General features: G+C 38.6%; 25 protein-coding genes and 5 pseudogenes. 11 read left to right on the forward strand and 19 right to left on the reverse strand.

All coding sequences use genetic code 11. From position 1 onward, the window contains the following. Positions 1–231: 231 nt before the first annotated feature. A complete protein-coding gene (locus PSF27_RS18785) occupies positions 232–621 on the reverse strand; it encodes a relaxosome protein TraM (protein WP_272682043.1) in 390 nt (129 codons plus the stop codon). Between the two features lie 554 nt (positions 622–1,175). On the opposite strand from PSF27_RS18785, the gene PSF27_RS18790 reads away from it, so the two are divergent. Beyond that, a complete protein-coding gene (locus tag PSF27_RS18790; protein WP_272682068.1) occupies positions 1,176–1,475 on the forward strand; it encodes a lytic transglycosylase domain-containing protein in 300 nt (99 codons plus the stop codon). Positions 1,476–1,621: 146 nt separating this feature from the next. On the opposite strand, the gene PSF27_RS18795 is transcribed toward PSF27_RS18790, so the two are convergent. The 10 genes and pseudogenes from PSF27_RS18795 to PSF27_RS21120 form a co-directional block, all read right to left on the reverse strand. Further along, entirely contained in the window at positions 1,622–1,783 is a 162-nt protein-coding gene (locus PSF27_RS18795) for a hypothetical protein (protein WP_272682044.1), read from the reverse strand. A 90-nt stretch (positions 1,784–1,873) separates the two neighbouring features. Beyond that, positions 1,874–2,041 (reverse strand): annotated as a pseudogene (locus PSF27_RS21230) (LPD29 domain-containing protein); the annotation flags it as partial. Positions 2,042–2,190: 149 nt separating this feature from the next. After that, positions 2,191–2,490: pseudogene (locus tag PSF27_RS21235) on the reverse strand (LPD29 domain-containing protein); the annotation flags it as partial. A 65-nt stretch (positions 2,491–2,555) separates the two neighbouring features. After that, positions 2,556–3,035, reverse strand: coding sequence for an antirestriction protein (locus tag PSF27_RS18805; protein WP_272682046.1), 480 nt, complete (start codon positions 3,033–3,035; stop codon positions 2,556–2,558). A gap of 656 nt (positions 3,036–3,691) precedes the next feature. Beyond that, positions 3,692–3,859 carry a hypothetical protein gene (locus PSF27_RS18810; protein WP_272682047.1) on the reverse strand — a complete coding sequence of 56 codons (168 nt, stop codon included), beginning with the start codon at positions 3,857–3,859 and terminating at the stop codon, positions 3,692–3,694. Positions 3,860–4,048: 189 nt separating this feature from the next. Further along, positions 4,049–4,771 (reverse strand): SDR family oxidoreductase, encoded by a 723-nt coding sequence (locus PSF27_RS18815; RefSeq protein WP_272682048.1) that lies wholly within the window; start codon positions 4,769–4,771, stop codon positions 4,049–4,051. Between the two features lie 114 nt (positions 4,772–4,885). Next, the gene (locus tag PSF27_RS18820; protein ID WP_272682049.1) at positions 4,886–5,839 is read right to left on the reverse strand and encodes a plasmid SOS inhibition protein A; all 954 of its coding nucleotides are present in this window, start codon (positions 5,837–5,839) and stop codon (positions 4,886–4,888) included. Between the two features lie 41 nt (positions 5,840–5,880). Then, positions 5,881–7,881, reverse strand: a complete 2,001-nt coding sequence (locus tag PSF27_RS18825; protein WP_272682050.1) for a ParB/RepB/Spo0J family partition protein — start codon at positions 7,879–7,881, stop codon at positions 5,881–5,883. A gap of 64 nt (positions 7,882–7,945) precedes the next feature. Next, positions 7,946–8,236 (reverse strand): hypothetical protein, encoded by a 291-nt coding sequence (locus PSF27_RS18830; RefSeq protein WP_272682051.1) that lies wholly within the window; start codon positions 8,234–8,236, stop codon positions 7,946–7,948. A 212-nt stretch (positions 8,237–8,448) separates the two neighbouring features. Then, a complete protein-coding gene (locus tag PSF27_RS21120) occupies positions 8,449–8,646 on the reverse strand; it encodes a hypothetical protein (RefSeq protein ID WP_272682052.1) in 198 nt (65 codons plus the stop codon). 522 nt (positions 8,647–9,168) lie between these two features. Here PSF27_RS21120 and PSF27_RS18840 point away from each other — a divergent pair. Continuing rightward, a complete protein-coding gene (locus PSF27_RS18840) occupies positions 9,169–9,636 on the forward strand; it encodes a hypothetical protein (RefSeq protein ID WP_196723425.1) in 468 nt (155 codons plus the stop codon). A 456-nt stretch (positions 9,637–10,092) separates the two neighbouring features. Here the strand turns inward: PSF27_RS18840 and PSF27_RS18845 are convergent, their stop codons facing one another. The 6 genes and pseudogenes from PSF27_RS18845 to PSF27_RS18870 form a co-directional block, all read right to left on the reverse strand. After that, the gene (locus PSF27_RS18845; protein ID WP_196723358.1) at positions 10,093–10,758 is read right to left on the reverse strand and encodes a class I SAM-dependent methyltransferase; all 666 of its coding nucleotides are present in this window, start codon (positions 10,756–10,758) and stop codon (positions 10,093–10,095) included. Continuing rightward, positions 10,759–11,454 (reverse strand): hypothetical protein, encoded by a 696-nt coding sequence (locus PSF27_RS18850; RefSeq protein ID WP_272682053.1) that lies wholly within the window; start codon positions 11,452–11,454, stop codon positions 10,759–10,761. 284 nt (positions 11,455–11,738) lie between these two features. Continuing rightward, positions 11,739–11,915: pseudogene (locus PSF27_RS18855) on the reverse strand (Y-family DNA polymerase); the annotation flags it as partial. Positions 11,916–11,920: 5 nt separating this feature from the next. Further along, positions 11,921–12,304 carry a translesion error-prone DNA polymerase V autoproteolytic subunit gene (gene umuD, locus PSF27_RS18860; RefSeq protein WP_272682054.1) on the reverse strand — a complete coding sequence of 128 codons (384 nt, stop codon included), beginning with the start codon at positions 12,302–12,304 and terminating at the stop codon, positions 11,921–11,923. A 207-nt stretch (positions 12,305–12,511) separates the two neighbouring features. Next, positions 12,512–13,834, reverse strand: coding sequence for a type II toxin-antitoxin system HipA family toxin (locus PSF27_RS18865; protein WP_272682055.1), 1,323 nt, complete (start codon positions 13,832–13,834; stop codon positions 12,512–12,514). Positions 13,835–13,836: 2 nt separating this feature from the next. After that, positions 13,837–14,088 carry a helix-turn-helix domain-containing protein gene (locus tag PSF27_RS18870; RefSeq protein ID WP_272682056.1) on the reverse strand — a complete coding sequence of 84 codons (252 nt, stop codon included), beginning with the start codon at positions 14,086–14,088 and terminating at the stop codon, positions 13,837–13,839. Between the two features lie 201 nt (positions 14,089–14,289). On the opposite strand from PSF27_RS18870, the gene PSF27_RS21125 reads away from it, so the two are divergent. From PSF27_RS21125 to PSF27_RS18915, 7 genes and pseudogenes are all read left to right on the forward strand, one after another. Beyond that, the gene (locus PSF27_RS21125) at positions 14,290–14,538 is read left to right on the forward strand and encodes a hypothetical protein (RefSeq protein ID WP_272682057.1); all 249 of its coding nucleotides are present in this window, start codon (positions 14,290–14,292) and stop codon (positions 14,536–14,538) included. A 122-nt stretch (positions 14,539–14,660) separates the two neighbouring features. Then, positions 14,661–15,797, forward strand: a pseudogene (locus PSF27_RS21240) (IS91 family transposase). A gap of 667 nt (positions 15,798–16,464) precedes the next feature. Further along, positions 16,465–17,709, forward strand: coding sequence for a ParA family protein (locus PSF27_RS18895; protein WP_272682059.1), 1,245 nt, complete (start codon positions 16,465–16,467; stop codon positions 17,707–17,709). Positions 17,710–17,714: 5 nt separating this feature from the next. After that, the gene (locus PSF27_RS18900; RefSeq protein WP_272682060.1) at positions 17,715–18,737 is read left to right on the forward strand and encodes a ParB family protein; all 1,023 of its coding nucleotides are present in this window, start codon (positions 17,715–17,717) and stop codon (positions 18,735–18,737) included. 525 nt (positions 18,738–19,262) lie between these two features. After that, complete coding sequence (locus PSF27_RS18905; protein WP_272682061.1) at positions 19,263–20,576, forward strand: NAD(P)/FAD-dependent oxidoreductase; 1,314 nt, start codon at positions 19,263–19,265, stop codon at positions 20,574–20,576. Positions 20,577–21,178: 602 nt separating this feature from the next. After that, positions 21,179–21,370 (forward strand): hypothetical protein, encoded by a 192-nt coding sequence (locus PSF27_RS18910; protein WP_272682062.1) that lies wholly within the window; start codon positions 21,179–21,181, stop codon positions 21,368–21,370. Positions 21,371–21,412: 42 nt separating this feature from the next. Continuing rightward, positions 21,413–21,601 carry a hypothetical protein gene (locus PSF27_RS18915; protein WP_272682063.1) on the forward strand — a complete coding sequence of 63 codons (189 nt, stop codon included), beginning with the start codon at positions 21,413–21,415 and terminating at the stop codon, positions 21,599–21,601. A 60-nt stretch (positions 21,602–21,661) separates the two neighbouring features. On the opposite strand, the gene PSF27_RS18920 is transcribed toward PSF27_RS18915, so the two are convergent. Both PSF27_RS18920 and PSF27_RS18925 read right to left on the reverse strand, forming a co-directional pair. Continuing rightward, on the reverse strand, positions 21,662–22,753 hold the full coding sequence (locus tag PSF27_RS18920; protein ID WP_272682064.1) for a porin: 1,092 nt from the start codon (positions 22,751–22,753) through the stop codon (positions 21,662–21,664). Positions 22,754–23,107: 354 nt separating this feature from the next. Then, positions 23,108–23,373, reverse strand: a pseudogene (locus PSF27_RS18925) (GNAT family N-acetyltransferase); the annotation flags it as partial. Between the two features lie 928 nt (positions 23,374–24,301). Here PSF27_RS18925 and PSF27_RS18930 point away from each other — a divergent pair. Further along, complete coding sequence (locus tag PSF27_RS18930) at positions 24,302–24,562, forward strand: helix-turn-helix domain-containing protein (RefSeq protein ID WP_265503750.1); 261 nt, start codon at positions 24,302–24,304, stop codon at positions 24,560–24,562. A gap of 72 nt (positions 24,563–24,634) precedes the next feature. Continuing rightward, positions 24,635–25,153, forward strand: a complete 519-nt coding sequence (locus tag PSF27_RS18935) for a fimbrial protein (protein ID WP_272682065.1) — start codon at positions 24,635–24,637, stop codon at positions 25,151–25,153. Positions 25,154–25,296: the final 143 nt, after the last annotated feature.

Here is a 25,296-nt window from a genome sequence, read left to right on the forward strand (position 1 = left end):
TATGTGTTTAGCTCAATAAGGGAGTTCCAGCTCCTTTATTGGGCGATTCTTCAATTTTAAACTGACCAAATATTTGGCTTAAAATAAATATACATATCATTTAAAGTCAAATCAATCATTAATTTTACAGAATGTGATGTGTTTTTATATGTAAATATTAGCACCCACTAAAAACTCAAATAATAAGTAAAAATGTACAGATAGCTAAAGTCCAAATATGGATTGGTTCTTCTAATTTTTAGGGAAAAACTGATTAATCAGTCTCTCTGTTTCCTTTTTCATTTCAGTTATTCCCTCCCTAAAATCATAACGGGTATCTTCTTTTATCTCAGTTAGATTAAATAACATTTGAAAAATCATTTGAATACACTGACGAGTTTTTGCTGAATCTTCAAGCATCTGCTTTTTATAAATCTCTTCCCATGTCATTCCATTATCATCTGTTTCATCTAACTTCTTTTTTAAATTCATAGTGACGCGAACTCCTATATCAAGCATTTCAGAACAGACGCTCGACATATTTGCATCAGCGTGGTTTGCACCATCTGCTCGCCGTTCATCAACAATAGTTCTAATTGCATCATAAACTTTTTGTGACATATATACGTTTTGTCTTGCCATTTATTAATCCTAAATATCGAGTGCTAATTGAGTGCCTTAATAAAATTAATGGTACCATAAGCTCAGTGCTTTCAAAGTGCTAAATATAATTTTTTGAACACTGTAATAGTGCTAGCAGCCAATCACTTTTAAATATAACGTATTGATTTATAATAATTAGCCACAATAAAGCCACAAAACAGCACTAATCTAGCACTATTCCAACACTCTTTTAGCACTTAGAGTTATTATATTTATAATTATCACCTATTTTATTTTAATTAACACCATGATTTAAAAATAAATTCTTGCAAAATGAAATTTTGCGTGGGGTGTGATGTCTATCTTTCAGAGGAGCGTATTTATTGCTCCGCCTTTCTTTTGGCTTGTATTTAAATAGTGCTTTATTTTTTAATTAAAATGGGTGATTCTGAGTTAAGAGAATTTATTATTAAATGGGGATTTATATGCGAATTATCTGTATTCTCATTGCGTTATTTTTTTCTCCGATTTAATTTTCAATTGATTGCTATGATAAAGCAGGAAATGATTATCAAATTGACCCTGATTTATTACTGGCGGTTGCCTTTCGTGAAATTTCATTCAAACCGAATGCTATTAACCAAGCTTCACCGACGCGATACGCTATCGGGTTAATGCAAATTCATTCGCAAAACTTTAATGAATTAGCGCAGTATGGCATTACCGAAAATCATTTAAGGCAAGACCCATGCATGAATATTTATACGGGGGCATTTTATTTGGCAAAGTTTATTCGAATACAAGGGGATATCTGGAAAGGGGTTGGCGCATATAATGCAGGGTTAAAAAAAACCCGAGGTTCAAGAGAAAAAAAGAAATCAATACGCACTTGAGGTCTATCACATTTATCTCAATATTAAACAAAATAACTAAATTTAACCCTTTCATTTTCTCTTTTTAACATTATAATCAATTTCAATATTAAGTAATGCATGTGGCTTAGTATTAAACGAGAAACGCGCCTTTTGGCGCGTTTTCTTTAATAACTCGTTTTCCTTAGAACGCGATTAATTTCTCCGCCGATGCCATCATTTCCAATAATTTTTTCGCGTCCAATTTGGTATAGCTTACCTTGATGATAATTTTCAACGGTCATTAATGCAGTATCAAACTCATAAGACTCGCCATATTTATCAATCAATGATTTGATTGCTAGTGCGATTATTTCATCACTGTAATGACGATTCGTAAAAACATAATCGGCACTACCATAAACTACATTAAATGGTGAACTTTCATTGTAAGAATAATCAGTATAGTAATCGAACCGTGACGTTTTATATTTTTTAACAATCGAGTCGACTTCATCCACTGTCGGGCCATCTGTCCATGATACATAATAAGAACTGTAATATTGTTTACGAACTGAAAATTTAGTTTTTGGAAAATTTTTTTTAATTCAGCACGGATATTTTTACCGACTATTTTTACTTTATTGTCTAAATTATCGGTTATCTGAGTTAAGTATGAATATTGACTATTGTTTTTTTGAAATTCGACACTTTGATTTAATTCAGTTTGCTTTTTTTCTTTCTCGGCTTTTTCCGTTTGTTCAAATTCTTCTGACTGTTTAATTAATGATTCAATTGTTTCATTATCAACAAATTCATTTTTAACTTCCCACTGAATTCCCCCTCTTAAAATAGATTCTGGTAAGCGATTCGATTTATCACCATTGTAAAATACAATATCAAATTCTGCATTGCCCCCACTCACCATGACATTACATAGATTCGTCACTGTATCTGGTTTTTGTTCTCCATGAATTTGGGTAATCACACCCAAGCCATGATTATATAAGTTCGTATAAACGACTTGCCCGACTGATAATAATGTTTGCTGTTCCATAATTTTTCTCTCTTTTATTGATAAAGTTTGATTAAGCGCAAGTCTTGGACTTGCGCAGGATTTAATTAATCAATCGCATTCAATATCTTGGTTTGTGATTCAGGGGGTAATGTGAAAATAAACTCGCGTAATTGGTGAAAATAAGCAGAAATACGCTCACAATCTTCCTGTTGCCCTTTTTCATAGGTCTCAAATGAAAAATGACTTAACATCATTAAGGTGACAATAATTCCCGCTTCTTGAGCACTTACATCGTCCATAAATCCATTCGGTGAAGTGAGCATATAGCCTTTTGTCGGTTGCAGATAAAAACCGCCATTCGGCAATTGATAAAAATCCCAATAGCCGCCGTTATAGGCTACGGCGTTCCGAGTCATCCAGTTATAGATTGCATTTTCAAAGGCAATGCAATACAGCCCTAATTTTGAAGGTAAAAACGTTAAACGAGCTTGAGCATTCTTCACCTCAATAGCCGTGATGACGGTTTCGTCTTTTCCATTTCTTTCGTTAGATTCTCTCGCTGCAAGGTTTTGTTGTTGAGTCATTTTAGTGCCTCCTTTGGGTTAATGATTTCTTTCGTCGAGTTCCTGCGCTGCAAAGGGCGTGCATAGACGAAACGAGGAAGGAAGCAAGGGCGGAAGCAAAATTGTTGGAAAGCACAGCGACAAGAATTTTGCTGGAGTGCACTTTACGCTTGCTGGATGACGAGTTGAGGCTATGTTTAAGCCCGAGCGGAGGGGCTTGGCGAAAGATTAACAACACAGTGGCTGAAAATGACACAACCCGACTTGCGGCGAGAGAAACGAACCGCAAGACGTCCTTTGAGCTTAACAACGTTAAGCGGTTTATCAGGTGCAGCTCCCACAGGGAGCTTGCATCCCTGTCCTTTGCGCCACGCGTCAGCGTAAAAAAGGCGCAGGAGTTGGCGTTGTCGGATTGAGCCTGACTCGATGCCAGGGTTAAGCCGATGCGCAAAAAAAGGGAATAAATCCCTTTGAAATAACGTGAATTAGGCTGTTAAAAAGGATTTAAAGCGAAATGAATTTAACATTAACATCGAGGTATACAGCGTTTGAAGAACGTCCAGCGTTAAACTGTTTCCGATATTCACAATGGCAGGAATCCCCAATAATGCCAGTTGGACGTAGCACATTCAGGCGGCAACCTCATCAATATCGGTACACACCGCGATCATTTACATTTATGGGTTGTAACCTTGCTGTAAAACAGAATTAGCACAGGCAATCACCATGCCGCCCGCCCCGCATGTTGGCTCTGACGCACTGATATAGCCCTTTTTTAACAAAAATCTTTGGCCTTTCACCGAAAAACTGGTTTTCTTTTGCTGCCCATATTCTAAGTTTGACAAAGAAGCAGTTCGGGGTTACCTCGAACTGCTTCTTTTACCCCCTGATTAAAATCATCATATTGCTTAACGCCACCAATTCAACACAAGGAGTACTAAACTGGTATTATGAGGTCTACATTAATTAAAATATTCACAGCTAAGAATTTTTAAATTACAAAAAAATATAGTGAGTTTAAGTAATATAAAATACTAAATCTCATGACCTTGAGGCAAAATCATTAATTTTGGTATTCTCACATGACTTGGCTGAGTTAATACAAAAATAACGCATTGTGCTACATCACGCGGTGTTAATGGACTCTCTATTCCCATACTTTCAGAAGGGTGTGTTTTCCAATTCTTATGCAGATTTGTCATAACCAAACCTGGCTCAATACAAGTTACGCCAATGGGTGTTTTTGCCAGCTCCATTCTCAATGCTTCAGACAACGCTTCGATAGCAAATTTAGTCCCTGAATATGCCCCTGCGGTAGCCCTTGTTTTTGTTCCCATAACACTTGAAATATTAATGAGGTGCCCACTATTTTGATTTAAAAAATGGCGTACTGCCAAATACGATAACCGATAGGCCGCATTCACATTTATATCAACCATATCAGCCATTTTTTCAACATCAATAGTTTGGATATCACCAACTTCTATCATACCTGCACTACTAATGACAAAGTCACACCGCTGATAGTGCCTTAGTGCTTCATCAATTAAGCGTTCAGGAACGCTAGGGTGTATTAAATTTCCAGCTACAGGTATTGCTTTCAGTTCTTGAGAAATTTGAGTAAGTACTTCTTCATTCCTGCCATTGAGTATCATTTTTACTCCATGTTCATGAAGCTGCTGTGCTATTGCTAAACCGATACCACTCGTTGCGCCTGTAATAATTGCAACCTTATCTTTCAATGACCTATATGGCATAAAATATCCTTTTTTTCTAATGAAAGTGTAATTTCACCGATTATCGAATTAATTTAATATAAAAAAATGTATAGAATCAAAACACGATAAAGCAGGTTGCAAGAAAAGTCCCTTTTATTTCCTGATTGGACGGATAGTAATAGGTCGCAAACTCGGTTTTTGGTACAGCCTTATAATAGCCCTCACAGGCTTCCCTTCCCAAGTGGCTCGGTCATTATCTGAGATTTCATTAGCCGCAATAGCAAAATTAATAACGGTTTCTTTGGCCTGCTCGCCTCGCATCATTAGCACCAAACTGTCTTCAGTTTCGAGCAAAACCACATTCCATTCATCATCAACGCCCTTTTGACCCGTTAATTTATTCGGTATGGCATAACCATCCAGTAATTGTTCACCGTATGATCGGGTATCGATATCCTCATTGAAATCCAAGAGCGCCGACCACAACGGGGCAAAATCAAGGTATTTTCTCAAGTTTAAATTGTTAAATCGCGTCGTCCAGTTTACAAGCAATTCAATCAAATCATACTCTTCAATCCCATCATGATTAAACCGGTTGTACCACGATTTAAACTCACTGGGGGTAATAAAGGCTAACTCAATTTCGGCTTGGGCTAATCGATTTTGATACTGTTGCTGCGCTTTAATTTGGGCTTTTTGTCGGGCACGGCTCACAACTTGTACTTGAGACTGAATTTTTCGCCCCTGCCGTTCGCGGTCGTGGTAATCAAGCTCAGGAAAAAAATCGCGCACATGATGATCGCATAACGGCAACGGGCAAATAACTCCACGGGACTGAATAAACATATCTAGAGCCGCAAGATAGCGATTTTTTGACGGCATTTCACGTTTATCATCAAAAGATAACACCAACGTATAGTGCAAATCTTTTGCGGTTATTGCCCCTTTATTCCCCGTAAAAAAGCGAATGAGCGCATACGCATACGGATAGCGTTTTTGGTATTGCCCTTTTTGCATTTTATCTTCGACGAAAAGGATGGCTTTTGCAGCGGCATATTGACGGTCATTAAAGGGAACAAGGGCTAAATGGTTTGGAATGATTGTCATGATTATTCACACTGCCCTTTCGGGCAGTGTCTCCCATCTTATTATTGAGCGTTATCGGTGTAGTGAGTGTCAGTGTTTACATCGAGAAAACAGCTCGGCAACCAATGCGTATCTTTAAGGGTATTTTCAGCCAACTCAGCGGCATCCCCTTTCTTCATTTTGACGGCTTCAAGGGTTTTATCTGATGCGCCTGCCTCTGCTAAACAATCACTGATTTGGTCTTTACTGATACGTCCAAAGAAGTTTGCTTTGGTTGGCTGCCACCACTGGCGAAAATCGAAGGCAATCGCCTGTTCAATTGGACGCAAGGCTTTAGCTAACGTGTTATCGTGCGGAGCATGATGGTTCACTTCATTTATAGTTTGCGCGGAACAAAACGCCAGTAATGCGACTAAATCCGCTTGCTCCCATGACAACAACCATGAGAAATCCGCTTGCCACGCGTCGGGGAGACGGGCAGACCATGACTCAAATTGCGTATTGAGTAATTGCAATGCTTCACTGTCTTGGGCAGTCGGGGCATTTTTGAGTAACTCCTCCTGAGAGAGAGAAAATTTAATGTTAAATGCAGTTTTGGCATACGGTGAACCAAACACCTGAATGCACGCATCATGAACCAAAATCGCCAGTGCCACGTTCGGGTGCTGAGTTAATGCCGCTTGAACCGCTAAGGTGCGCTCAGAAGAGAGACTTTTGCACAAGGCTGCGCTGTAGGCAGAAACCGTCTCAACTTGAGTCGTTGATTGCTCAATCACACTTTCAGTTTCGCTTTCTTCTTCACTGCACTGTGGCTCATGCTGTGTTAAGTCAATCACGCCACGGATAACACACGGTTCACCATCACGGTCAAGGTAGACCACTACGCCTTTTGTTGCTTTTCCATCGGCTGCCCACGCCTGATTTTTGGTACGATCTTTAATGCCCTCAATTTGATTTTCGCAATCATTCACAGCTTGCCAAAGGTCGATTTGCTCATGATATTCCTCTGCATTTAATGCTTGCTCCCGTAAATCTGCTTCACGAGCACGCAATTCAGCCAGTAAATCCGCAAATTCAGGGGGAATGACCGCCTCGGGAGCATGACTAAGAGACAAGGTTTCCCCGTCATTACCGTAAAAACTCGGACGCTCTAAACGGGCAATACCGTGCTGCCAACCCTCAATATTCGCTAACAATTCCGCACACACAGTGAGTTTATCGAGTGCCAATTTTTCTAATAGTGGGGCGTTTTCAATAAATCCTGCTTCGGTAAAGAGGTCAATTTCAAGGGTTCCCCCTGCTTGCTCGTAGGTATCCAATCCAACAAACTTCACCAATCGGTTATTTTCGACAGGGGTTTTGGTTTCTTCAACCGCTTCACGTAAGTAACGTGGCTCTTTTTTCCAACCCATTGCATTGTTCCATACCATCACTTGACGGTCATGGTCAGGGGTTCCGGCTAACGCTTGCAGTTGGTCAAGGGTGATATTGTCCGCATCCAACTCAGCTAATAGCTCGGGCGCCATGTTTGCCAAACGCAGACATTTTTTAACGTGGTGAGTGCTAAACCCTAATAAGTCACCGATTTCAGACGCATTTTTGCCTGTTTTTTGTAGCTCGATAAAAGCATGAAGTTGGTCGGCTGGATGCATGGCTTCACGTTGGCTGTTTTCCGTCAGGGAAATAATCAGCGCATCGGATTCAGGCACAATCTTGACAGGCACTGGAAAACTCGACGCTAAATGTCCTTTTGCAACCAATTGTTGTAACGCTATTAATCGACGTTGACCCGCAGCAACCCCGTAGACGTCATTGTTCATCGGGTAAACCACCAAGTTTTGTAACACCCCGACCGCTTGAATACTGTCAGCCAGTTCTGACAAGGCTTTTTCATCCATCGGACGTTTACGCACATTGAGTTCACTTTGTACTAATGCCGATAACGGCAATACATGTGCTTCCATACTGTCCAATGCCTGATAAATCGCGTCGGCCTGTGCGGATTTTGCGCCTTTTTTCGCTTTACGTTGTTTTGGGTTAATGATAATTTCTAATGTAGACATATTAATTACCTCTATAGTTATTGACGTGTCTGCGCTAGGAGGGGCACAACAACCCTCTTAGCACCTAAGATGCCTGAATGAGTTCAGGACGCAGATAGAACATGTTGTTTAAATTGTCACTAAAGCCAATCGGATAGCCCTCTTTCATAAAAACACTCTTAGAATCGAATGCATCACTGTGCAGTGTGATTTCTTCATCGTATAACTCAGGTGAAATATCCCCCTCGAACAAATCCAACAGACGAGTTAATGGCGCGATGTAATGCAATAAATCCTCTTTCTGGTCATGAGTCAGTGGGGTTTTACCCTTTCTTTCGTTAGATTCTGGAGCTGCAAGGTTTTGATGTGATGACATTTTTGAATCCTCCACCGTGTTAATGATTTCTTTCGTCGAGTTCCTCCGCTGCAAAGGCCGTACATAGCCGAGACGAGGAAGGAAGCAAGGGCGGAGGCAAAATTGTTGGTAAGCGAAGCGGCAAGAATTTTGGTGGAGTTCACTTAACCCTTGCTGTATGACGAGGTGAGGCTATGTTTTAGGCCAAGCGGTGGTGCTCGATGAAAGATTAATCACACAGGTGATGAAGATGGCAGCACCCGACTTGCAGCGAGAGAAGCGAACGGCAAGTCGCCATTAACGCTTAGCGCAGCTAAGCAGTGAACCAGGGGCGGTCCCGCAGGGAGCTGCCCCCCTGCCCTTTGCGCCACGTTGAAAACGTACAAAGGCGCAGCGGTTGACCTTTCAAGCCAGTTGTCCCCATTTTCCACATTTGGCGAACCAGTGAACGCGCCCCAAAAAGGCGCGTGAACGAAAGTGTACGGGAAACCTGCGCCAACTGTGTGTAAATGGGGTCAATCCAGCGTTCGGCTTAATATTGGCTCAACGCCAGAATAAAGCCGTTGCCACAAAACTCAAAATGGGCGTATCCACAAAATCAGTGGATAACTAACCAATCTAATTGTGGATAGTCGGAATAAGAGGATGATATAGGAAGAAATTAGTGAATTGATTAATAGTTAACCAATTAATTGTATCGGCTCAGATTTAACCTGACACAACTACGACACAGATCTGAACCTAATCTGACAGGCGGCTCTGTGCCATAAGCGGAGATTGACTGAAGCGTCATTTTCTGTGATGCTCGCCAAGAGTAGCGGAGCTATAAAAAAAATACTCTAGTGGATATAATCTCTTTCATGTTTTTCTTTTAGGTATCTAACACAATGAGCATGTCAATATTACAACCGCGGATAGTTAAAGCAATGAAACCAAAACATGGAAGGGATTGGATGTTAGTCCGTGGAGACACGGTTTTCATCCGCTTTTTAGCTCAAAATGATGATGGTAATTCTTTCGAAGTACAGACACCAACGAGGCCCGAAGAGAGAATTCGCATAGGGGGTGATTTTACGACCGCATATAAGCTGCCAATAGACCTGAAGCTCCTTTTTTGGGTCGCAGAGACGTTAGCCCAAGAAAATCATTTTCAACCAGAGAATAAATTAGACCGCTTTCAAAATAAATGTATTTCCATGTTTTCCATTACTATAGATCACGGCAAAACTATACAAGATGAGGTCAACGAGGAATGGATCACTCGCTTCTTTGAGCTCTTCGATGCTCATGGGATTTCGACGAATATTGTCGAACCTGGCATGGCCGATATTTATTCTGATCTATGTGTTGAGGATGGCGAAGACGTTTATCTGAGTGATGGTATGTACATGCGCCCGAACGGGACAATCTACGAACGTTGATCATGTAGATGCGAAAGCATAAATCAATTCCCGGTTGATAGCCGAGATATCGCTTAACCATATTCGACAATTAGTCCAAGTAATCTCTTTTCTTCAGGCGATTTTTCGTGTTCATGACCACTCTATGAGTTAGTTCTCCGCCACGCTATGGACTTATTTCCTCTTCTTTCAGACGATTTGCTATCTCCTTCTCTCTTTATACATAGACAAAAGTCCGCTCCTCACCCATAGTAGCCCTGTTGGAGAGGGCTACTATGAGTAATAAGCTGCTCACATAAGCGAGCATCGCTATTAGTAGATTAGGAAGAGCACAAAAACTTAGTACTGAACTCTACCAATGCTTTGACCAAAATTTTGTAAACCTGCAATAGCTTGAGGGTGTGGTTCATGTTGACCTGCCCCCTGCGAGCTAATAAGCAACAAGTAAATAGCACCTTCTAAGATTTTTTAAATATACTAAATATGTTTATTTTTACCAACAACCACATATGAACTGCCTGCTCTGTTCCAAGACTTTATTATTGCTAAATTGTTATCTAAGCAAATTTTACTTACAATATTTTCATCTAACAAACCATAATAGGAAGCATTGCGAGAGTTTTGGTATATATACCCATGCAAATGTTTAATCCCACTCTCATACTTCTTGAAATAAGAGCTTTTGTATTGATTGACGATCATTGCTTCACCATCACTCTTTAATAGTTCTCTAATCGCACTGATGATTTTGTAGATCGTGGATTTACATGGGATTGCAGAAAGCACGTTTGCGCAAAGTATGAAATCATAATGACTCGTGATTTCATCTATACTTTCAAAAGGAACAACATTAGCATTTTTATAGTTATTAGCTACATACTCTGGAATTGTAGTTTGTACACCTCTGATAATTTGCACTCTTTCTAGCTGTTTTCTGGAATCTAAAAATGTTACTGTTTCAAATTTGTTTATTAATTGTTCTGAATATCTAAGCTTTCCACATCCAAAATCAAGAGCTTTACCATTTTTAATAGAGTTTTTAATATGGTTGCAGAGATAGCTAGATGGCATAGTATGCGGTTTGGCTGCATTTTCTGAACGTATAGTTATTCCATTTATCTTGTAATTCAAAACCAACTCCATTTAAAAAATACTGTTATTATTAAAAAATTCCTTTATTTTATCATCAGGTATCTGTCTTACTTGACTTTCAGTTCTTGGCTTAACAGATGCTATAAAAATAAGGAAATTGAAGACGAAAAGGAAAATAATCCACAACCAAAGATTATTTAACGAACCAGTAACAGAGAATAGATTAGTTAATTTAGCTAAACTTATAACTAAAACAGTAATAAATGCAATCACAGTATGCTCAAAGAAAATCCAAAAGTAATAAACTTTGTTCCAGAAAAGCTCAACGTAATGTTTATCTTTTAACTCTTTAACTTCTGGGTAATATAGTTTATTCATCACCTTGTAAGACTCATCATTTGTTAATTTTCGTGTAACGCCCGCGATTTTAGCTAATGGTTTTATAATTAAGTAATTATCCCATGCCTTTCTTATTCCAGAAATTTTTGCCACGTTATTATGCAGGTCTAAAGCTCCACTAATCACGGACCAAAAAATTGAAAATGCAATTGGTAATATACCGAATGTTAATATCCACTTAATAAACTCATCGTAGTCTTTAATGGGTGGAATATATTTGGCGTTAATACCAACCAATGGAATGTAGCCATAAATAACTAATGATAGATAAAATATAAATGTAGTAATAAAAGTTGCCTTGTGGAGCATAGGCAACATTTCATTATAACTCTTTGGTGGTTCTAACATTTCACTCTCCAAGCATTCAAAAAGCTCTAATTTTCTATAATCACACAACCCAATTAACGCATTTAAAGCTTAATTACCACTAGTTTATTAATTTAGCACTGTAATTTCATCTAAATCTTTATGTTTGAGCTAGTCCTCAAAGAAACCTACTGCAAAAATATATATTATCTATTCTGACTGCATTCACATAAGCACCTGTAATGCGAATCCAGCATCAGTATAGAGCTTCGATGTCCGCTCTTCGCTCAAAGCAGACTGTCAGGTGACTTTTTTTGTTTAATTATCGACTTAATTTCAAAATAAAGAGCTCCCATACGGATATAGGGTTTAGCCGCCGCAGAACGCGCAATCACACACCCGTCATTATTCGAAAGACAAACAATTGGCTTTCCTTTTAAATCAGGTCGGAAAACGGATTCGTAGGAGGTATACATGGAATTGACATCGATGAGCGCAAAAATGTTATTTACCGAAAGGTATGCACAGCATAACGAAAGACACCGAAAATTTGCACTTCAGAATCGTCATTAATAGTGATAGTAGGAAATTGACTGTTAGCGGGAATAAGGGCTTTAGTCGGTGTAATTTGCAGGTATTTACAGGTGAATTCGCCATCGTATTCAGCGATCAAAATGTCCCCATGACGGGAGGTAAGATGGCTTTCGACGACCAATAAGTCGCTGTCAAAAATCCCCACGTCTTTCATCGAATCCCCTGAAGCACGAAAAAAATAGGTACTTTCAGGATAACGAATAAGCTCATCATCGAGCGATAAACGACGCTCGACGTGGTCTTGGGCGGGACTGGGAAACCCACAGGCAATTAAACTTTCAAAAATTGGGATTTGCATAGCACAGAATTAAAACGATTAGAACAGATAATGGACACGAATAAACGCTAACATTATTCATAAGTAAATAATGCTCGCCCACGCTTGATGTTTGCAGGGAAACAGCATGCTTGTGAGGGAATCCATAGTACGATTAGTGAAGTGCCCCCCAAATAGTTGAACAACCAATTACAGGGGGTCACTTCAGATCTGGGCTCTTATTCAGTCTTAGTTAGTTTGTGAGGAGGACCATCTTTTAATCTTATCAGCTTGTTTTGATAACCCAGCAAATATGGCTTTGCTAATGTGCTCAGGAAAATCTTCAGGCAGCTGAGGTAATATGGCAGTTATAACAGCATCTGTTTTTTCGGCCATATCAAGCATCAGTTGCGTTGCCATTTTCGGAGAAAACCCGACCTGTGTAGCGGTACTGATAAAATGACGCGGTTGGATCATAGAAAAATGGTATTGTTTGTTTTTCCCTTGTAATGCCATAGCTATTTTTGCCTTTTTGGTCTCTATGCCTCTGGACTGAAAGATAGGAAAAGCGGACAGTACATCATACAAAGGGGTTAAACGAAAAGATGTTCCTGATTCAATGAAGATGGAAAAGTTTTTCCCGTGCCCATCTATCGCGGCCAGCATCCAGAACAGGATTTGTGATTTAAAGAACATTTCTCTATCGTCGATTGCTTTTTGTGACCCCAAAAGCATCGTCATGATAGATTCAATACCTGGCCCCCCATTAGATTCATATTTTAATGCAGGTGCAATACCCAAAGCCTGACAGCAATCCTCCTGAGGAAGGCGCAACAGCCAGTCTCCAGATGAAGACCATTTTCGGTCAAAACGCTCTACGATCAGTACCTTTTTTTGGCCGAACATTGCCAATTCAGCGTTGGCGACTGGAAATCCAAATTCTCTTGCTATACACAAGCATAGCCATTCGTTTTCACAGCTTTCGCGTAGATCAATGTTATGGTGTTCAATCAGGCCTATGGGTAATTTGAAAATATGACTTGTCGGGGTACTACCTTGTGGCCGCTGCCAGCAGCCTTGATACCAAAGTAATGCTGTTTTCTCTTGAGCCCCTGCGAGGGAGATCCGAAAGTCCACATCCTCGCCCATTCCAAGAGGTGCGGTTTGATAACCGTCTAAAATTTCTTCGATTTGGGTTTCATTTAGAGGTTCGGCATGAGTTTCCATCACCGATGGAATTTCAGTATCAGGAGAATATAACTGGATTGCGCCAACACAGTCACGACCCACAGCGGCGAGCAGATCAAAAGGATGGTCTGTTTTTACCTTAAAACGAACCTGCATTCTATCAATAATCGCCTCAGAATCAGGCAAAAGGTTGCTAAAGAAATTGTAAACCGCGCTACCGATTATGCGTCCACGTTGCAGAGGAAGTGATAATGAGATTGCCCGCGCCCCTGGTTCTGCCAACCATTCTTCTGCGTATTGAAATGACATCCCACCATCAGTATTTTTGGTGAGTTTGCCAACCAAATCACCATTCATAGCGACAGAAAGTACCCGAGTCCTCATCACTACCACTCCTTGTTCCAAACCTTACCTTCATTTAGTGTAGAACCCCGCTTTACTACATGTAGTTCCAGATCTAAGGAGGCAAGAATTTTGAAAAATGTTTCGAGTTTCGTTGATTCAGGTGTGCTCTCAAACTCAGAAACTGTTGCTTGCCTTAGACCGACTTGATCTGCGGTTTGCGCTTGGGTTAATTTGTTTTTTTTGCGTTGCTCACGCATTGCAGCAGCAAGCATCTTTGGTGTTGTAATCTTCACTCCTCCCTCCCACAGTGATAATCGCCCTGTCAAGTATATACGCCATAGCGAATAAAATTAACATATACGCCATGGCGTATAATGTCAATATATACGCCATGGCGTATAAAAATAAAATATACGCTTAGGCGTATAAAAAACACATATACGGGTTGGCGTATAACACCCGCAGTACCAAAACTCGGCGCAAAGGTAAGCGCCATGACTTTCCTTAGCGAAAGTGATGTCGCTGAAATACAATGCGAAGAAGACCGATTTCAGCGGCTTTTTAGTCAGGGTACATTGTCATCCCTGAAGCCGAGAACGAAAGTTTATGTTTTTGACTCCGTCACTAGCGCTAAATGCGATGCCGTTGTTATCAAGCGCTGCTCATATCCCGACCATTCTATTGTGATAGAGCGCAAGCACTCCACAGGTTCAGTTTTGAACATAAGCACGCCTATGGCGTGAGTATCACGACAGAGCTACTCTATTTCTAGGCAACTCCCTTCTCGTCTTTTATACTCTGCTCAATGTATATTCCCAGACCCGCTAAATTGCTATTCTAATACGATGACGGATGGAATCGCTTTATCGATAACAACACCATCGATGAATGGCAACTCCTCTGTGTCGAAAAGATGCTCGCATGCAGTCTTGTGCTATGGGCGTTCGTCGGTATTGCTGCTCTTCACCTGAATGCACGCATTCACGCTTCTTTTGTCAAACCTGTAAATCCAAAGCCTACAGTGCATGTGGTCTCAAAGGCACCGAACAATGGGTCGCACAGCAGCGCCATATTTTGCCAGACTGAGAATGGCAACATATCACCCTCACGATGCCCCACCAACTTTGGCCTTTCTTCAACAATAACTGGCCCTTGCTCAACCGACTCTTTCGCTGCGCCACGCATGCCATGCTCAAACATGCCAAGCGTCTTGGGCTCGAAATTGGCATTTTCTGTGCCTTACATACTTATGGTCGCCAACTCAATCAACATCCGCACATCCATTTATCGGTAACCCGAGTCGGGCTCACGCAATATGACACCTGAAAACCCGTTTTCTTTAAAAAGAAAGACGTCGAAAAAGTCTGGCGCAGTGCCGTCGTTCGACTCCTTCGAAACAGTTATTTTCAACTTCAGCCCAGCACATTGCCTGACTTCGGACATATTCGGGATTATCCGACCTGGTGCCGTTACCTTAATACCCAGTTTCAACGGTATTGGAAAGTGCATTTTGCTAAAAAGACACGCGGTGCGTGGCACAATGTGAAATACCTGAGCCGATACCTAAAACGTCCCCTATCTCGCTTCTCAATTGAAACACTACAGCGATGGCACAGTGATCCATCATTATTATGCTCACCATAGCCAACAATACCGCCGACAGACCTTAACCCAAGAAGAAATGATACGACGTTATGTCAGTCATATCCCAGCGCGGCATTTTAAGATGACCCGCTATTACGGTTTTTTAGCTAATCGCAAACGAGGCAGCTTATTACCCAAAGTGTATGACGCGTTAGATATGATACATCCTATCGTGCCTGAAAAACCGGGGTTTGCGGCCCTTATCAAAGGGTTTTTAAACACTGCCCCGTATCAATGTATTTTATGTGGAAACCGACTGGATTTTATGAGTGCGGAAAAAGGGCTACACGCAGTCACTTTACTATCAGAAAGGCGGAATAAAATGGCAAAAAAACGATGGTTGCAAACCGCGGCCTAGGAGCAGTATACCTATTATCTCATTTTTTGACTAAAAATGGCGCAATTACACGTTATCATGGTTAGATTTAAATACCATAGAGACCATTTAGCAGACTCTGATACCGAAATATATTGTTATAGACTCATTAAACCATTCATCCAATATCCTAACCATGAACTTAGTTTTTGCTATATAGAGCAACATCCTCCCTTACTTTCACACTTTGTGAAACAGGACGGAGTCCCAAAAGTTGTAATGAATGGAAACACAGATATTTGCTTTTAGTTAGGGTTGCCGAGACCCGCGTAAGCGGTTATGGCGTATCGGATTCGATAGTAAATCTTGTGGGGTATATCACCCTCAAGTATCACAGTTATACCCCCGTTGTATTCAACATTTAAATTTTTTGAAAAATAAAGTCAAAAAATGGAGGCGGTATCAAAGTGATAAATATAAGTAATTCGCCATCGTTTCTTTATAACTAGACATATCGCTATCCCTTGCTATTACAGGCTTTTTTTTTAAAAAAATTCTATCCTTTATAAAAAAACAACCCCCTGGTTCGCCAAGATATCCCTGTCAAAAATCAAGCGTGAAATTCTTTTTTGTGCATTAAAGTGCAATATTGACTTGTTATATGCTCAATTCACACTGATAATATAAAAAAACAAATAAGGGGTAGCCAATGTCAATTTTAGATCAAATACTAATAATTGGTCAGCGAATGAAAGCTGAACAAATTTCACTAAAAGAATCTATCGCTGAAGTAAATACAATAAAAGTAACTGATGAACAAGTAGATGGTCTGGACAGGCTTATATATAACCACTGTTTAAACAAAACAGCTCTGGCTGATTTTTTTGGAAAATCTCGTAATACATTCTCAAAGATTGTAACTGAAATGCAGGCTAAGAAAATCATTGGAGAGCCTATTTTTCAAAATAAAAACCATCTTTATACTCGGTTCGACGTTCAAGTGATCATGGAAGAACTAGGTGCTCATCGTTATTCAGATATGTATAAGCCAGGAGTCATCGTCATAGAAAACCACAAAGGTGGAACAGGAAAAAGTACAACGACAGCAACAATTGCAACAGCAGCTGCATTAGATCTAAACCTAAACGCTCGCTGTTGCATCGTAGACTTAGACCCTCAAGGCTCAATCGGAAATAATCTTATCCGAGCCACTAATGATGATGATATTTATCTGACAATTACCGATGTTTTGCTGGCTGAATACGAACCTGATGGAGATTATTCTCAGTATATATCTGCAGGTTACTCTGAAGCGGATATTATCTCCAATATCCCATTCAGTACACATCTTCCGAATATGGATGTCATTACAGCCTTTCCCACAGATGATAGATTCACTGACCTGTACTGGCGCTTAAGTAAGGATGAACGAAATAAGCTTCTCACTCGTTTTAGAGATGTTGTCGTCCCTGTTCTAAAAGAGCATTATGACCTTATTTTTATCGATACCCCTCCACAAGACTCTCCAATCATATGGTCAACAAATGAAGCTGCTGACGCACTACTCGTGCCAATAACTCCGCGCGAGTATGACTTTGCCTCCACAACAAATTATATGTTAACGATTGGTACGCGTTTACAGCAACTGCCATCTAGGGGTGAAAATATCCAATGGATGAAGGTACTCGCTGTTAATGTCGATGACAAAAGTCAACATGAGGTTCGAACATTAAACAAGCTTGTACGCACCGTACAAGATAAATTCATGACAACTAATATAAAACATTCAGAAGCTTTTGTTGCGGCGGCAGAAAGGGGCAGGACAGTCTTGGATATCAAAAAATCAGAGGATTTATGTCCTGCAAAACAGTTTGATATAGCTGAAATGTCAGTAAATTCGGTATATCAACAATTTATAAATGAAATCAAAAGTTTCTCTGCAAAAAGTGAGTAATCCGCATGACTGATGTAGAAAGAGGCACAAACAAAGATATGTATTTAGAAAATCCGAAGAAAACACGTTTTGAGCAGAGAAATGGACTCCCCTCTTTAAAAGGGGGAAATATCACCAAAAGAGTCTTTACACTGAAAGACGGGCGCAAAGTTGATGCTGAACACGTCATAGTCCCAGGGGATAAAGTCTCTGAGCAAACTGTTGTTCATTTTCTCAATCCACGTAACCAGGAAGCATTGGATGAAAACTCCATGGGCGATATTCTGGAACAAATTAAACAACGGGGAGTGGATACTGAAGGTATTGCTGTCAGAATGGATGGTATTTATCATTTAATTGAAGGTAGTCGACGTCGCTATTGCTGCATAAGATTATCTACTGACCTACCATTATGGGTTTTACCAAACGACATATCCAATGAAGATATTTTCTCTATCATTAGTGCTGCGCAAAGTTCTCGAAAACTATCTTACCGCGAGGTAGGCATACAGTATCAGAAACTAATGGAAGATAATAATTTCACAACTAATGAACAATTAGCCCAACATATTGGTATAAGCACTGAGTCAGTTCGTAAACGTATTCAAGCAGCATTAATTGATGTGCGCCTAGTCAATTTGTTTCCTGACTGTGAAGGAATACCTAACACATTCTATGCCCGTCTTTCTAAACTCCAAAGTAATGCGAACAAAGAGGGCATAGATTTAGCAGTACTCTGTAAAGAGGTCAGAGATAATCGTAAAGGCTTAGTAATTGAAAATATCCAAGAAACACAAAAAAGTATATTAGACGATTTATCAACTATTTTAGAGTTGATGACAGACAAAACTAAGCCCGCTTCAGCATGGAAAACCTCTGATATTGTCGAATTCAATAACAAGGATCAGTATGCCCGTATTAGCTACAACGGAAACGGCAGAAAAGTACGTTTTGAATTTAATAGACTTAATCAAACTGTTATTGAAGAGCTCGAACGCTTGATAAAGCTAAAATTGTCTAAAATGGTTCAAGAAAAAAGTAAAGAATAAACAAATTAATGTAGCTACTCCTCGCCGTAAATGGCGAGGCTTCCCATATTATTGGACCAATATACTGAAAAATAATATCTCAAAACCAACCGTATTTCGCCAAGAAAACCAATAAAATTAAATCAATATAAACAATGCATTATAATTTAATTTCCATTTTTACGTAATAAAACAACCCCCTTGTTCGCCAAAAATTACGAGACGTCTATCTTACCTAATATGGTGTTAAATCTTGTATTCCAGTAGAGGATGCTTAAACCTCGCTCCGTTAGCTGAGGAGCAGACCATTCTTACCAGAGGAAGTAGGGGAGGGAGGGGATCTTATAATATAAAATCAGTTATTTTACGGTAATTAAATTAAAGTCATTTTAATACTTAATTGAACATTGAACCCTTTTTAACTTTTAACAACAATGCCCTTTAAAAGGATACTGTGATAAATTCAGTTATCTTCCTCTATAGATCACGCCCGATTAGGCGTGGTCTATAGAGGGCTATTTAATGAATATTTAAAGGGACTAATAAATGAAATATGCTTCGATACCTTTTAACCAAAACAAAAATGGATGGTTAAAAGAGAGTTACGAAAAGAAGGTCTATCCAAGACTCCGTAAAAACGATAATGCAGATTGGGTCGTCATTGGTTCAGGCTTTGCGGGCGTATCATTTGCTAGAAATTTAGCTATAAATAATCCAAGTTATAAAATTATTCTCCTCGACTCGTCTACTGCAGCTGAAAGCTCTTCAGCAAGAAACTCAGGCTTTATTATTGGATTACCTCATAATATAGGTAGTTCAACAACTGAATTGAAAAAAGCTCAAACATATAGAACTTTATTGGAGGAGGGTATAGGTGAGTTAAAAACCTTAACCGAAAAATTCAAGATTGAGTGTGAATGGGAAAATGCAGGTAAATATCATTGCCAAGTAAGCACGAAAAACGAGGGAGTCTTAAAAGAATACATTGATAGTCTAGGCTCGATGAATGAACCATATCAACTACTTAATAAAGATGAACTTTATCACAAGTTAGGCACTAGCTTTTATTCCAAAGGAATTTACACACCGAATTCTATCTTGGTAAACCCAGCTAATCTAATAATAGGTTTAGTCGATAACCTGCCTGAGAATATTACTATTTATAATAACACTCCAGTTATGGGGATACAAACGGGAGCAATTCATAATATATTAACACCATACGGCACAATTAAAACGCCAAACATCATGCTAGGTACTAACGCACTATCCCGAGATTTAACACCTATAAAAAATCATCAAGCAGCTATGGCTACATTTGCAAGTATTACTGCGCCACTAACTGATGAGCAAAAAGCAAAATTACCTAAAATGAATAGCTGGGGCCTAACACCAGTCAATGCTATTGCAGGAGCGACTCTTCGCTATACTCAAGATAATCGGTTTTTAATTCGTCAACATGTTATCCCTGCGTTGGATGGCCATGTCGATGCAAAAAAAACTTATCAAGTTTATGAACAGCATAAAAAATTATTCTATAAAATCTATCCGCAACTATCTGACGTTTCGTTAGCCAGCACTTGGTCTGGGACTATTAGCGTAACCCGAAATGGCAGCCCGATTTGGGGTAAATTAATAAAAGGCATTTATGCAGTAGGGGGATGCAATGGGGCAGGGATTTCAAAACAAACAATCGCAGGAAAACTGTTAGCTGATTATGCGTTAGATTATGAAAATCCACTAATTAATGCTATGCAAGAATTAGGTAAAGCAAATTATTTACCACCATCACCTATATTAGATATAGCAATTAATCTTTCATTAATGAAAGAAAACTATATAGGAAGAACCGAGATTTAATTGGTTTATTGACATCCTCCCATCTTTATCCCAAAGGATACTCCCGCCGACATAAGGTGGGAGGGGAAATCGGACAGGTTCAAAAAGCCCGTAGGATCATCAGCCACACAGAGGCTGAATGTATTTGTTTCACAACTTTCAGTGGCGCCCCCCCCCCACTCAAACCCGCAAAGTATGAATGAGACTAAAGCACCGCTTACCATATATACACTTGTAAAATCAAAAACTCATTACGCAAACAGCTGGATGTTACTGCTTTCAGATAATTAACCCGCATTGATAGCTACACTGTTGGTAGGTACTAGAGCTAACTAAGCTGAACACGAAACTAAGTCAATTAGATTCCTGTTGGGGTAAATATACCTAAATATATCAATACGTTATTATTCCTTATATTTGAATATACTTAATCTCCTACCTATACTTAACTTTATACTAATAAGTATTTTCTTAATTCATGTTTATAATGTTTGTACTATAGGAAGATAGATGAAAAAACGATTCTTTTATTTAGTGTATTGAGTACCTCCATATTTTTAGTATCGGGTTGTAGTTCGGACAATGATATCTGGGGAAAATTTGCCAATATATTAGATGGTGCAATGCCATTTGTTAAAGAATCAGAAGATTGGGATGCATATGGCGTTAAAACAACACAACAAGGTGTAGTTTACGCAAAATCAACTGCAGCTGATCAGCAATTTGTCAGCAAGAAAATGAATAATGAGTATGTAGATGCAGTTAACCGCGTTGCAGAACCATTTGCTTTAAATTCAAAGACAAAAAAGAACTAGCGGATTCAAATCAAGGTTACTAATTTAAAGTACAATGAAATCATGGCAGTAAAAGATAAACAGTCATCTAAGGTTATTGGCTACTGTGTAAATTATGATTCTGATAGATTGATTAATGGAAAAAATGTAGTAGTCAAAGATGAAGATAAGCCTATATCCCTTGCTACTGTCACTGAAGATTTCACAAAAATGGTGTGTGGAAAAAACTTTTATAAAAAATATAAGGGCTAATATTCGCTATCGCGTTAAATAAGAAGGATAGGGCTAAATTGCCCTATCTTTTCTCTCTAATTAGAATTGGTAAACTAAGCCTAAACCTAATACATCATCGGTATTGATACCATAATCACGAGTGAAGCTATTGTTGCTAAGTAAATTAATTTTATAATCAATCACTGCAGACATATTATTGTTAAAGTCATAAGCTGTACCAATAGCAATATATTTGACTAAATCTTTATTACCATTTTCGCTTAAATTTTTACCTTTTGATTGGTTGTAACCAATGGATGGAGTAAGCCCAAAATCAAAGGAATATAGCGCAACAACTTCTAAATTTTCTGTTTTGTTAGCAATAGATTCATTATCTGACCCAAACCTTGTGGTATTTAAAGCTTGGCCGTACATTGCAGCTAAATAAAATTCATCGAGCTCCAATTTACTGCCGATATTCCATGCTTCCGCACGTTTACCTGTCGCGCCCGTTGCCACATTATTTTGACCCGATGTCCGTTTTGAGTTTGAATAGCCCCCCCCAAACGTAACGCCGTAACCTAGCTCATACGCTGCTGAGAAACCATAACCATCACCATTATTACTTAAAACATCATCGCTGGATGATAAGTTTTGGTCACCATTTTTACCTTGATACTGAAGTGCAAAGTTTAGACCTTCGATATGGCCAAACCCATTGTTATTACGATAAGTCAGTAAGTTACGGTTACGGCTGGTCATAAATGTATCTTCCTGATCCATAGTGTCTGCTCCCCATAAAGGAAGGACATCAGTCCATGCATTAGTATCATAAATAACACCATAGTTACGACCATAATCAAGAGAACCTAAATCACCAAACTTCAAGCCTGCATAGGCCAAACGGTTTTGATTATTGTTAGCACTTTCAGACTGATTCGTCGCAGTCTCCCACTCAAAGCGGCCAAAGCCAATCAGCTGATCTGTAATTTGTGTATCACCTTTTAAACCTAAACGTACTCTTGAATCATCACCATCTTCGCCACTTTTAGACTTGGCAATATGATGGCGGACATCAATTTGTCCATAAACATCCATTTTATTACCTTGATGGTTATAAACTTCAGCGCTGTAGGCTGTTCCAGTCACGATTAATATCGCGCCAAATACTGCTAAATTATTGATTTTCATATTATATCGTCCTTAAGTATATTTAATTGGAATACATCATTAGCACTTATAACAAGTTACGATTAGATAGTATCAACCATAAAAAATACTTTAGGCAATTCTTAATAAGTAAGAAAAGATGTCATTTACAGAATTATATAGCATAACGCACTATTATTTTCTTATTAATAAGTACGTTATTTTCGTAATGAAATAGAAAATTCATTTCAAGAAAAGAGGCAAACAGGGTGGTATAAAAAGGATACTTTAATGTAGGCATGATTTTCACGGCTAAATGGAAATTCACTGCCTGTACAGAATCAAATCAATCCAGCATGGTGTAGAAGTAGTGGTTAGATATCGCATACATTAATGTTACTTTGTTTTTTGATAAATATCTGGCCTTACGATTTCCCAAACAAAATTTTCGCGGTTTATAGGTTTATATCCTATTTTTTCATATAGCCAGAGAGCTGTTGATGTTACCAGCATGGTTCATCGCAGGCGTGTCATAAGGGGTGAGAAAGGCAGCATTTCATTAGCCAGAGCCCGAGTTTCTGGTGTTGATATTCTTCAAGGATATAAACATCGCATAGATAACCAAATGTTACCCAATCAGTGACGACACGGGAAAAACCAATTGTAATATACAATTTAACATAATCTAGATTATGCGAATCTAAGTTGTATAGACTCAATGCTAATGTCTATTCCTGGCTACATCTGCACTATAATTTGTCTATGGGATTAAAAAGTGATTTTTCACGATGGGTAATGTCTTTAAATGGATATGTTAAAAAATCGCTTCAAAAACGATTGGAGAGGAATTTAGTCGTTGCCCCTACCTATCTACAAAAAATCATGTGGCAATCGATGAACCTTATTTCAGCTCTGTAGCGCCGATTTTGATAGAAATATGTTTATTGCTAATTCCCACATCATATCCTTATCAGCTTTATTCACCCACTAACTTAGTCAGCTTAATAATGACTGATAATGTTCCCCTCATTAATTTTTCTCTTTCTCCGACTCTTAATATCAAAAGGCCATATTTATTTCATCGCCGAGTAATAAATACGACCAGATAAGAATATTCTGTATTATTGATATCTTCTATGATATTTTAATTTAATCAAGATGGGTTACTATCTCAATTTAATCCACTTATTTTTCTTCATTCCTTTATTGATAATAAGTATCCCTTTATATTCACTCCCTTCATAAATATAAAAATGTAACTAGATGTAATTTACTATTTCAATATTAATGCCAATTTAATTAAATCCCTCCGATAAAATGTTAAAAAGTGTAATGATAATATAACAAATACATCTTCATTAAAAACCTGAAAATAATAATAATTATTATATATCAATAAATTGAATAAATTTAACCAACCATTTAGATCGGATATAACGATCAATGAATATCATACGATAGTCAACGCCTATCATAATTGCGTTATTGATCGATATAAACGTTTTTACTCCGCTACATTGTAATTATATATTCCTCACCATCCTGTTTATATCAGACATTTGAATTTAATAATCGAAGAGGGTTAAAAACGTGAAAGATTACCATTCTGATCTTATTAAACTGGATGTTTTTAATAAAAAAATAGGATGTTTTATTAAAAACAAAAGAAAGAAAATGGATATAACGGGTAAAGATTTAGGGATGATGCTAAATGTCAGTCAACAGCAAATTTCTCGGTATGAAAATGGTATTACAAAGATTACTGTCACCTTGCTTAATGACATATTAATCATATTAGAAACATCTTGGGATGAATTTTTATCATACAATGGATTAAGTGATAAATATTAACCCTTCTTATCTTATAGCGTGATTCAATCATTATTTTTGATATTCAATTATATTAAAATGGAGAACTATTCAATGAAAAAACTATTATTACCAGCCATCATCGGTGCCGCATTATTTGGGGGATATGCTTCCGCAAATACGGGTGAAGTTCAATTTATTGGGGCTGTGACGTCAGAAACGTGTGACATTGATACTGAAATCGGGGGATTAGTTAAGTCTACGATTGATTTAGGCAAAATGACAACAGCAGATACGCACGGTGACTATGTGGATTTTGAGTTAGTCCCGCGTACAGATGAATGCTTGAAAAAAACCAGCGGTCAAGTGGGTTGGCAGAGTGCGGGATTCACGAATACCGGCCTTGCAAATATGAAAGGAACCGCTAACGGTGTCTCCATTCAATTAACTGCCGTTAATTCAACAACCCCTAATCAAGACGTGACTTATAACAGCCAAAGTGTTGATTTCGGTAACGGCACAGATGCGATTGGCAATATGAAGTTTAAAGCCAGAATGGCGGCAACCGCAGGGCAAACACTAAAAGAGGGTACTGTTATTTCAAGTGCCACCTATGCGGTAGCCTATAAATAATATCTATTCTTTAGTGCTTGGTCTTTATTCCCAATATTTGTTCATTCACTTTTTGATTCTAATAATATAACCAAATGAATATCAATCGGAATTATTTTTAATAGCCAATAAGCACACCAGGATTAATTCGGATATAAAAACTG

Origin of the sequence: Providencia sp. PROV129, from assembly GCF_028482245.1 — a bacterium.
In the GTDB taxonomy this organism is placed as follows: domain Bacteria; phylum Pseudomonadota; class Gammaproteobacteria; order Enterobacterales; family Enterobacteriaceae; genus Providencia; species Providencia vermicola.

Coding starts and splice junctions, on each gene's coding strand:
- PSF27_RS18785 (WP_272682043.1), bottom strand. CDS start 621: ATGGCAAGACAAAACGTATATATGTCACAAAAAGTTTATGATGCAATT.
- PSF27_RS18805 (WP_272682046.1), bottom strand. CDS start 3,035: ATGACTCAACAACAAAACCTTGCAGCGAGAGAATCTAACGAAAGAAAT.
- PSF27_RS18815 (WP_272682048.1), bottom strand. CDS start 4,771: ATGCCATATAGGTCATTGAAAGATAAGGTTGCAATTATTACAGGCGCA.
- PSF27_RS18820 (WP_272682049.1), bottom strand. CDS start 5,839: ATGACAATCATTCCAAACCATTTAGCCCTTGTTCCCTTTAATGACCGT.
- PSF27_RS18825 (WP_272682050.1), bottom strand. CDS start 7,881: ATGTCTACATTAGAAATTATCATTAACCCAAAACAACGTAAAGCGAAA.
- PSF27_RS18830 (WP_272682051.1), bottom strand. CDS start 8,236: ATGTCATCACATCAAAACCTTGCAGCTCCAGAATCTAACGAAAGAAAG.
- PSF27_RS18840 (WP_196723425.1), top strand. CDS start 9,169: ATGTTAGTCCGTGGAGACACGGTTTTCATCCGCTTTTTAGCTCAAAAT.
- PSF27_RS18845 (WP_196723358.1), bottom strand. CDS start 10,758: ATGGAGTTGGTTTTGAATTACAAGATAAATGGAATAACTATACGTTCA.
- PSF27_RS18850 (WP_272682053.1), bottom strand. CDS start 11,454: ATGTTAGAACCACCAAAGAGTTATAATGAAATGTTGCCTATGCTCCAC.
- umuD (WP_272682054.1), bottom strand. CDS start 12,304: ATGCAAATCCCAATTTTTGAAAGTTTAATTGCCTGTGGGTTTCCCAGT.
- PSF27_RS18865 (WP_272682055.1), bottom strand. CDS start 13,834: ATGAGGACTCGGGTACTTTCTGTCGCTATGAATGGTGATTTGGTTGGC.
- PSF27_RS21125 (WP_272682057.1), top strand. CDS start 14,290: ATGACTTTCCTTAGCGAAAGTGATGTCGCTGAAATACAATGCGAAGAA.
- PSF27_RS18895 (WP_272682059.1), top strand. CDS start 16,465: ATGTCAATTTTAGATCAAATACTAATAATTGGTCAGCGAATGAAAGCT.
- PSF27_RS18900 (WP_272682060.1), top strand. CDS start 17,715: ATGACTGATGTAGAAAGAGGCACAAACAAAGATATGTATTTAGAAAAT.
- PSF27_RS18905 (WP_272682061.1), top strand. CDS start 19,263: ATGAAATATGCTTCGATACCTTTTAACCAAAACAAAAATGGATGGTTA.
- PSF27_RS18910 (WP_272682062.1), top strand. CDS start 21,179: ATGCCATTTGTTAAAGAATCAGAAGATTGGGATGCATATGGCGTTAAA.
- PSF27_RS18915 (WP_272682063.1), top strand. CDS start 21,413: ATGGCAGTAAAAGATAAACAGTCATCTAAGGTTATTGGCTACTGTGTA.
- PSF27_RS18920 (WP_272682064.1), bottom strand. CDS start 22,753: ATGAAAATCAATAATTTAGCAGTATTTGGCGCGATATTAATCGTGACT.
- PSF27_RS18935 (WP_272682065.1), top strand. CDS start 24,635: ATGAAAAAACTATTATTACCAGCCATCATCGGTGCCGCATTATTTGGG.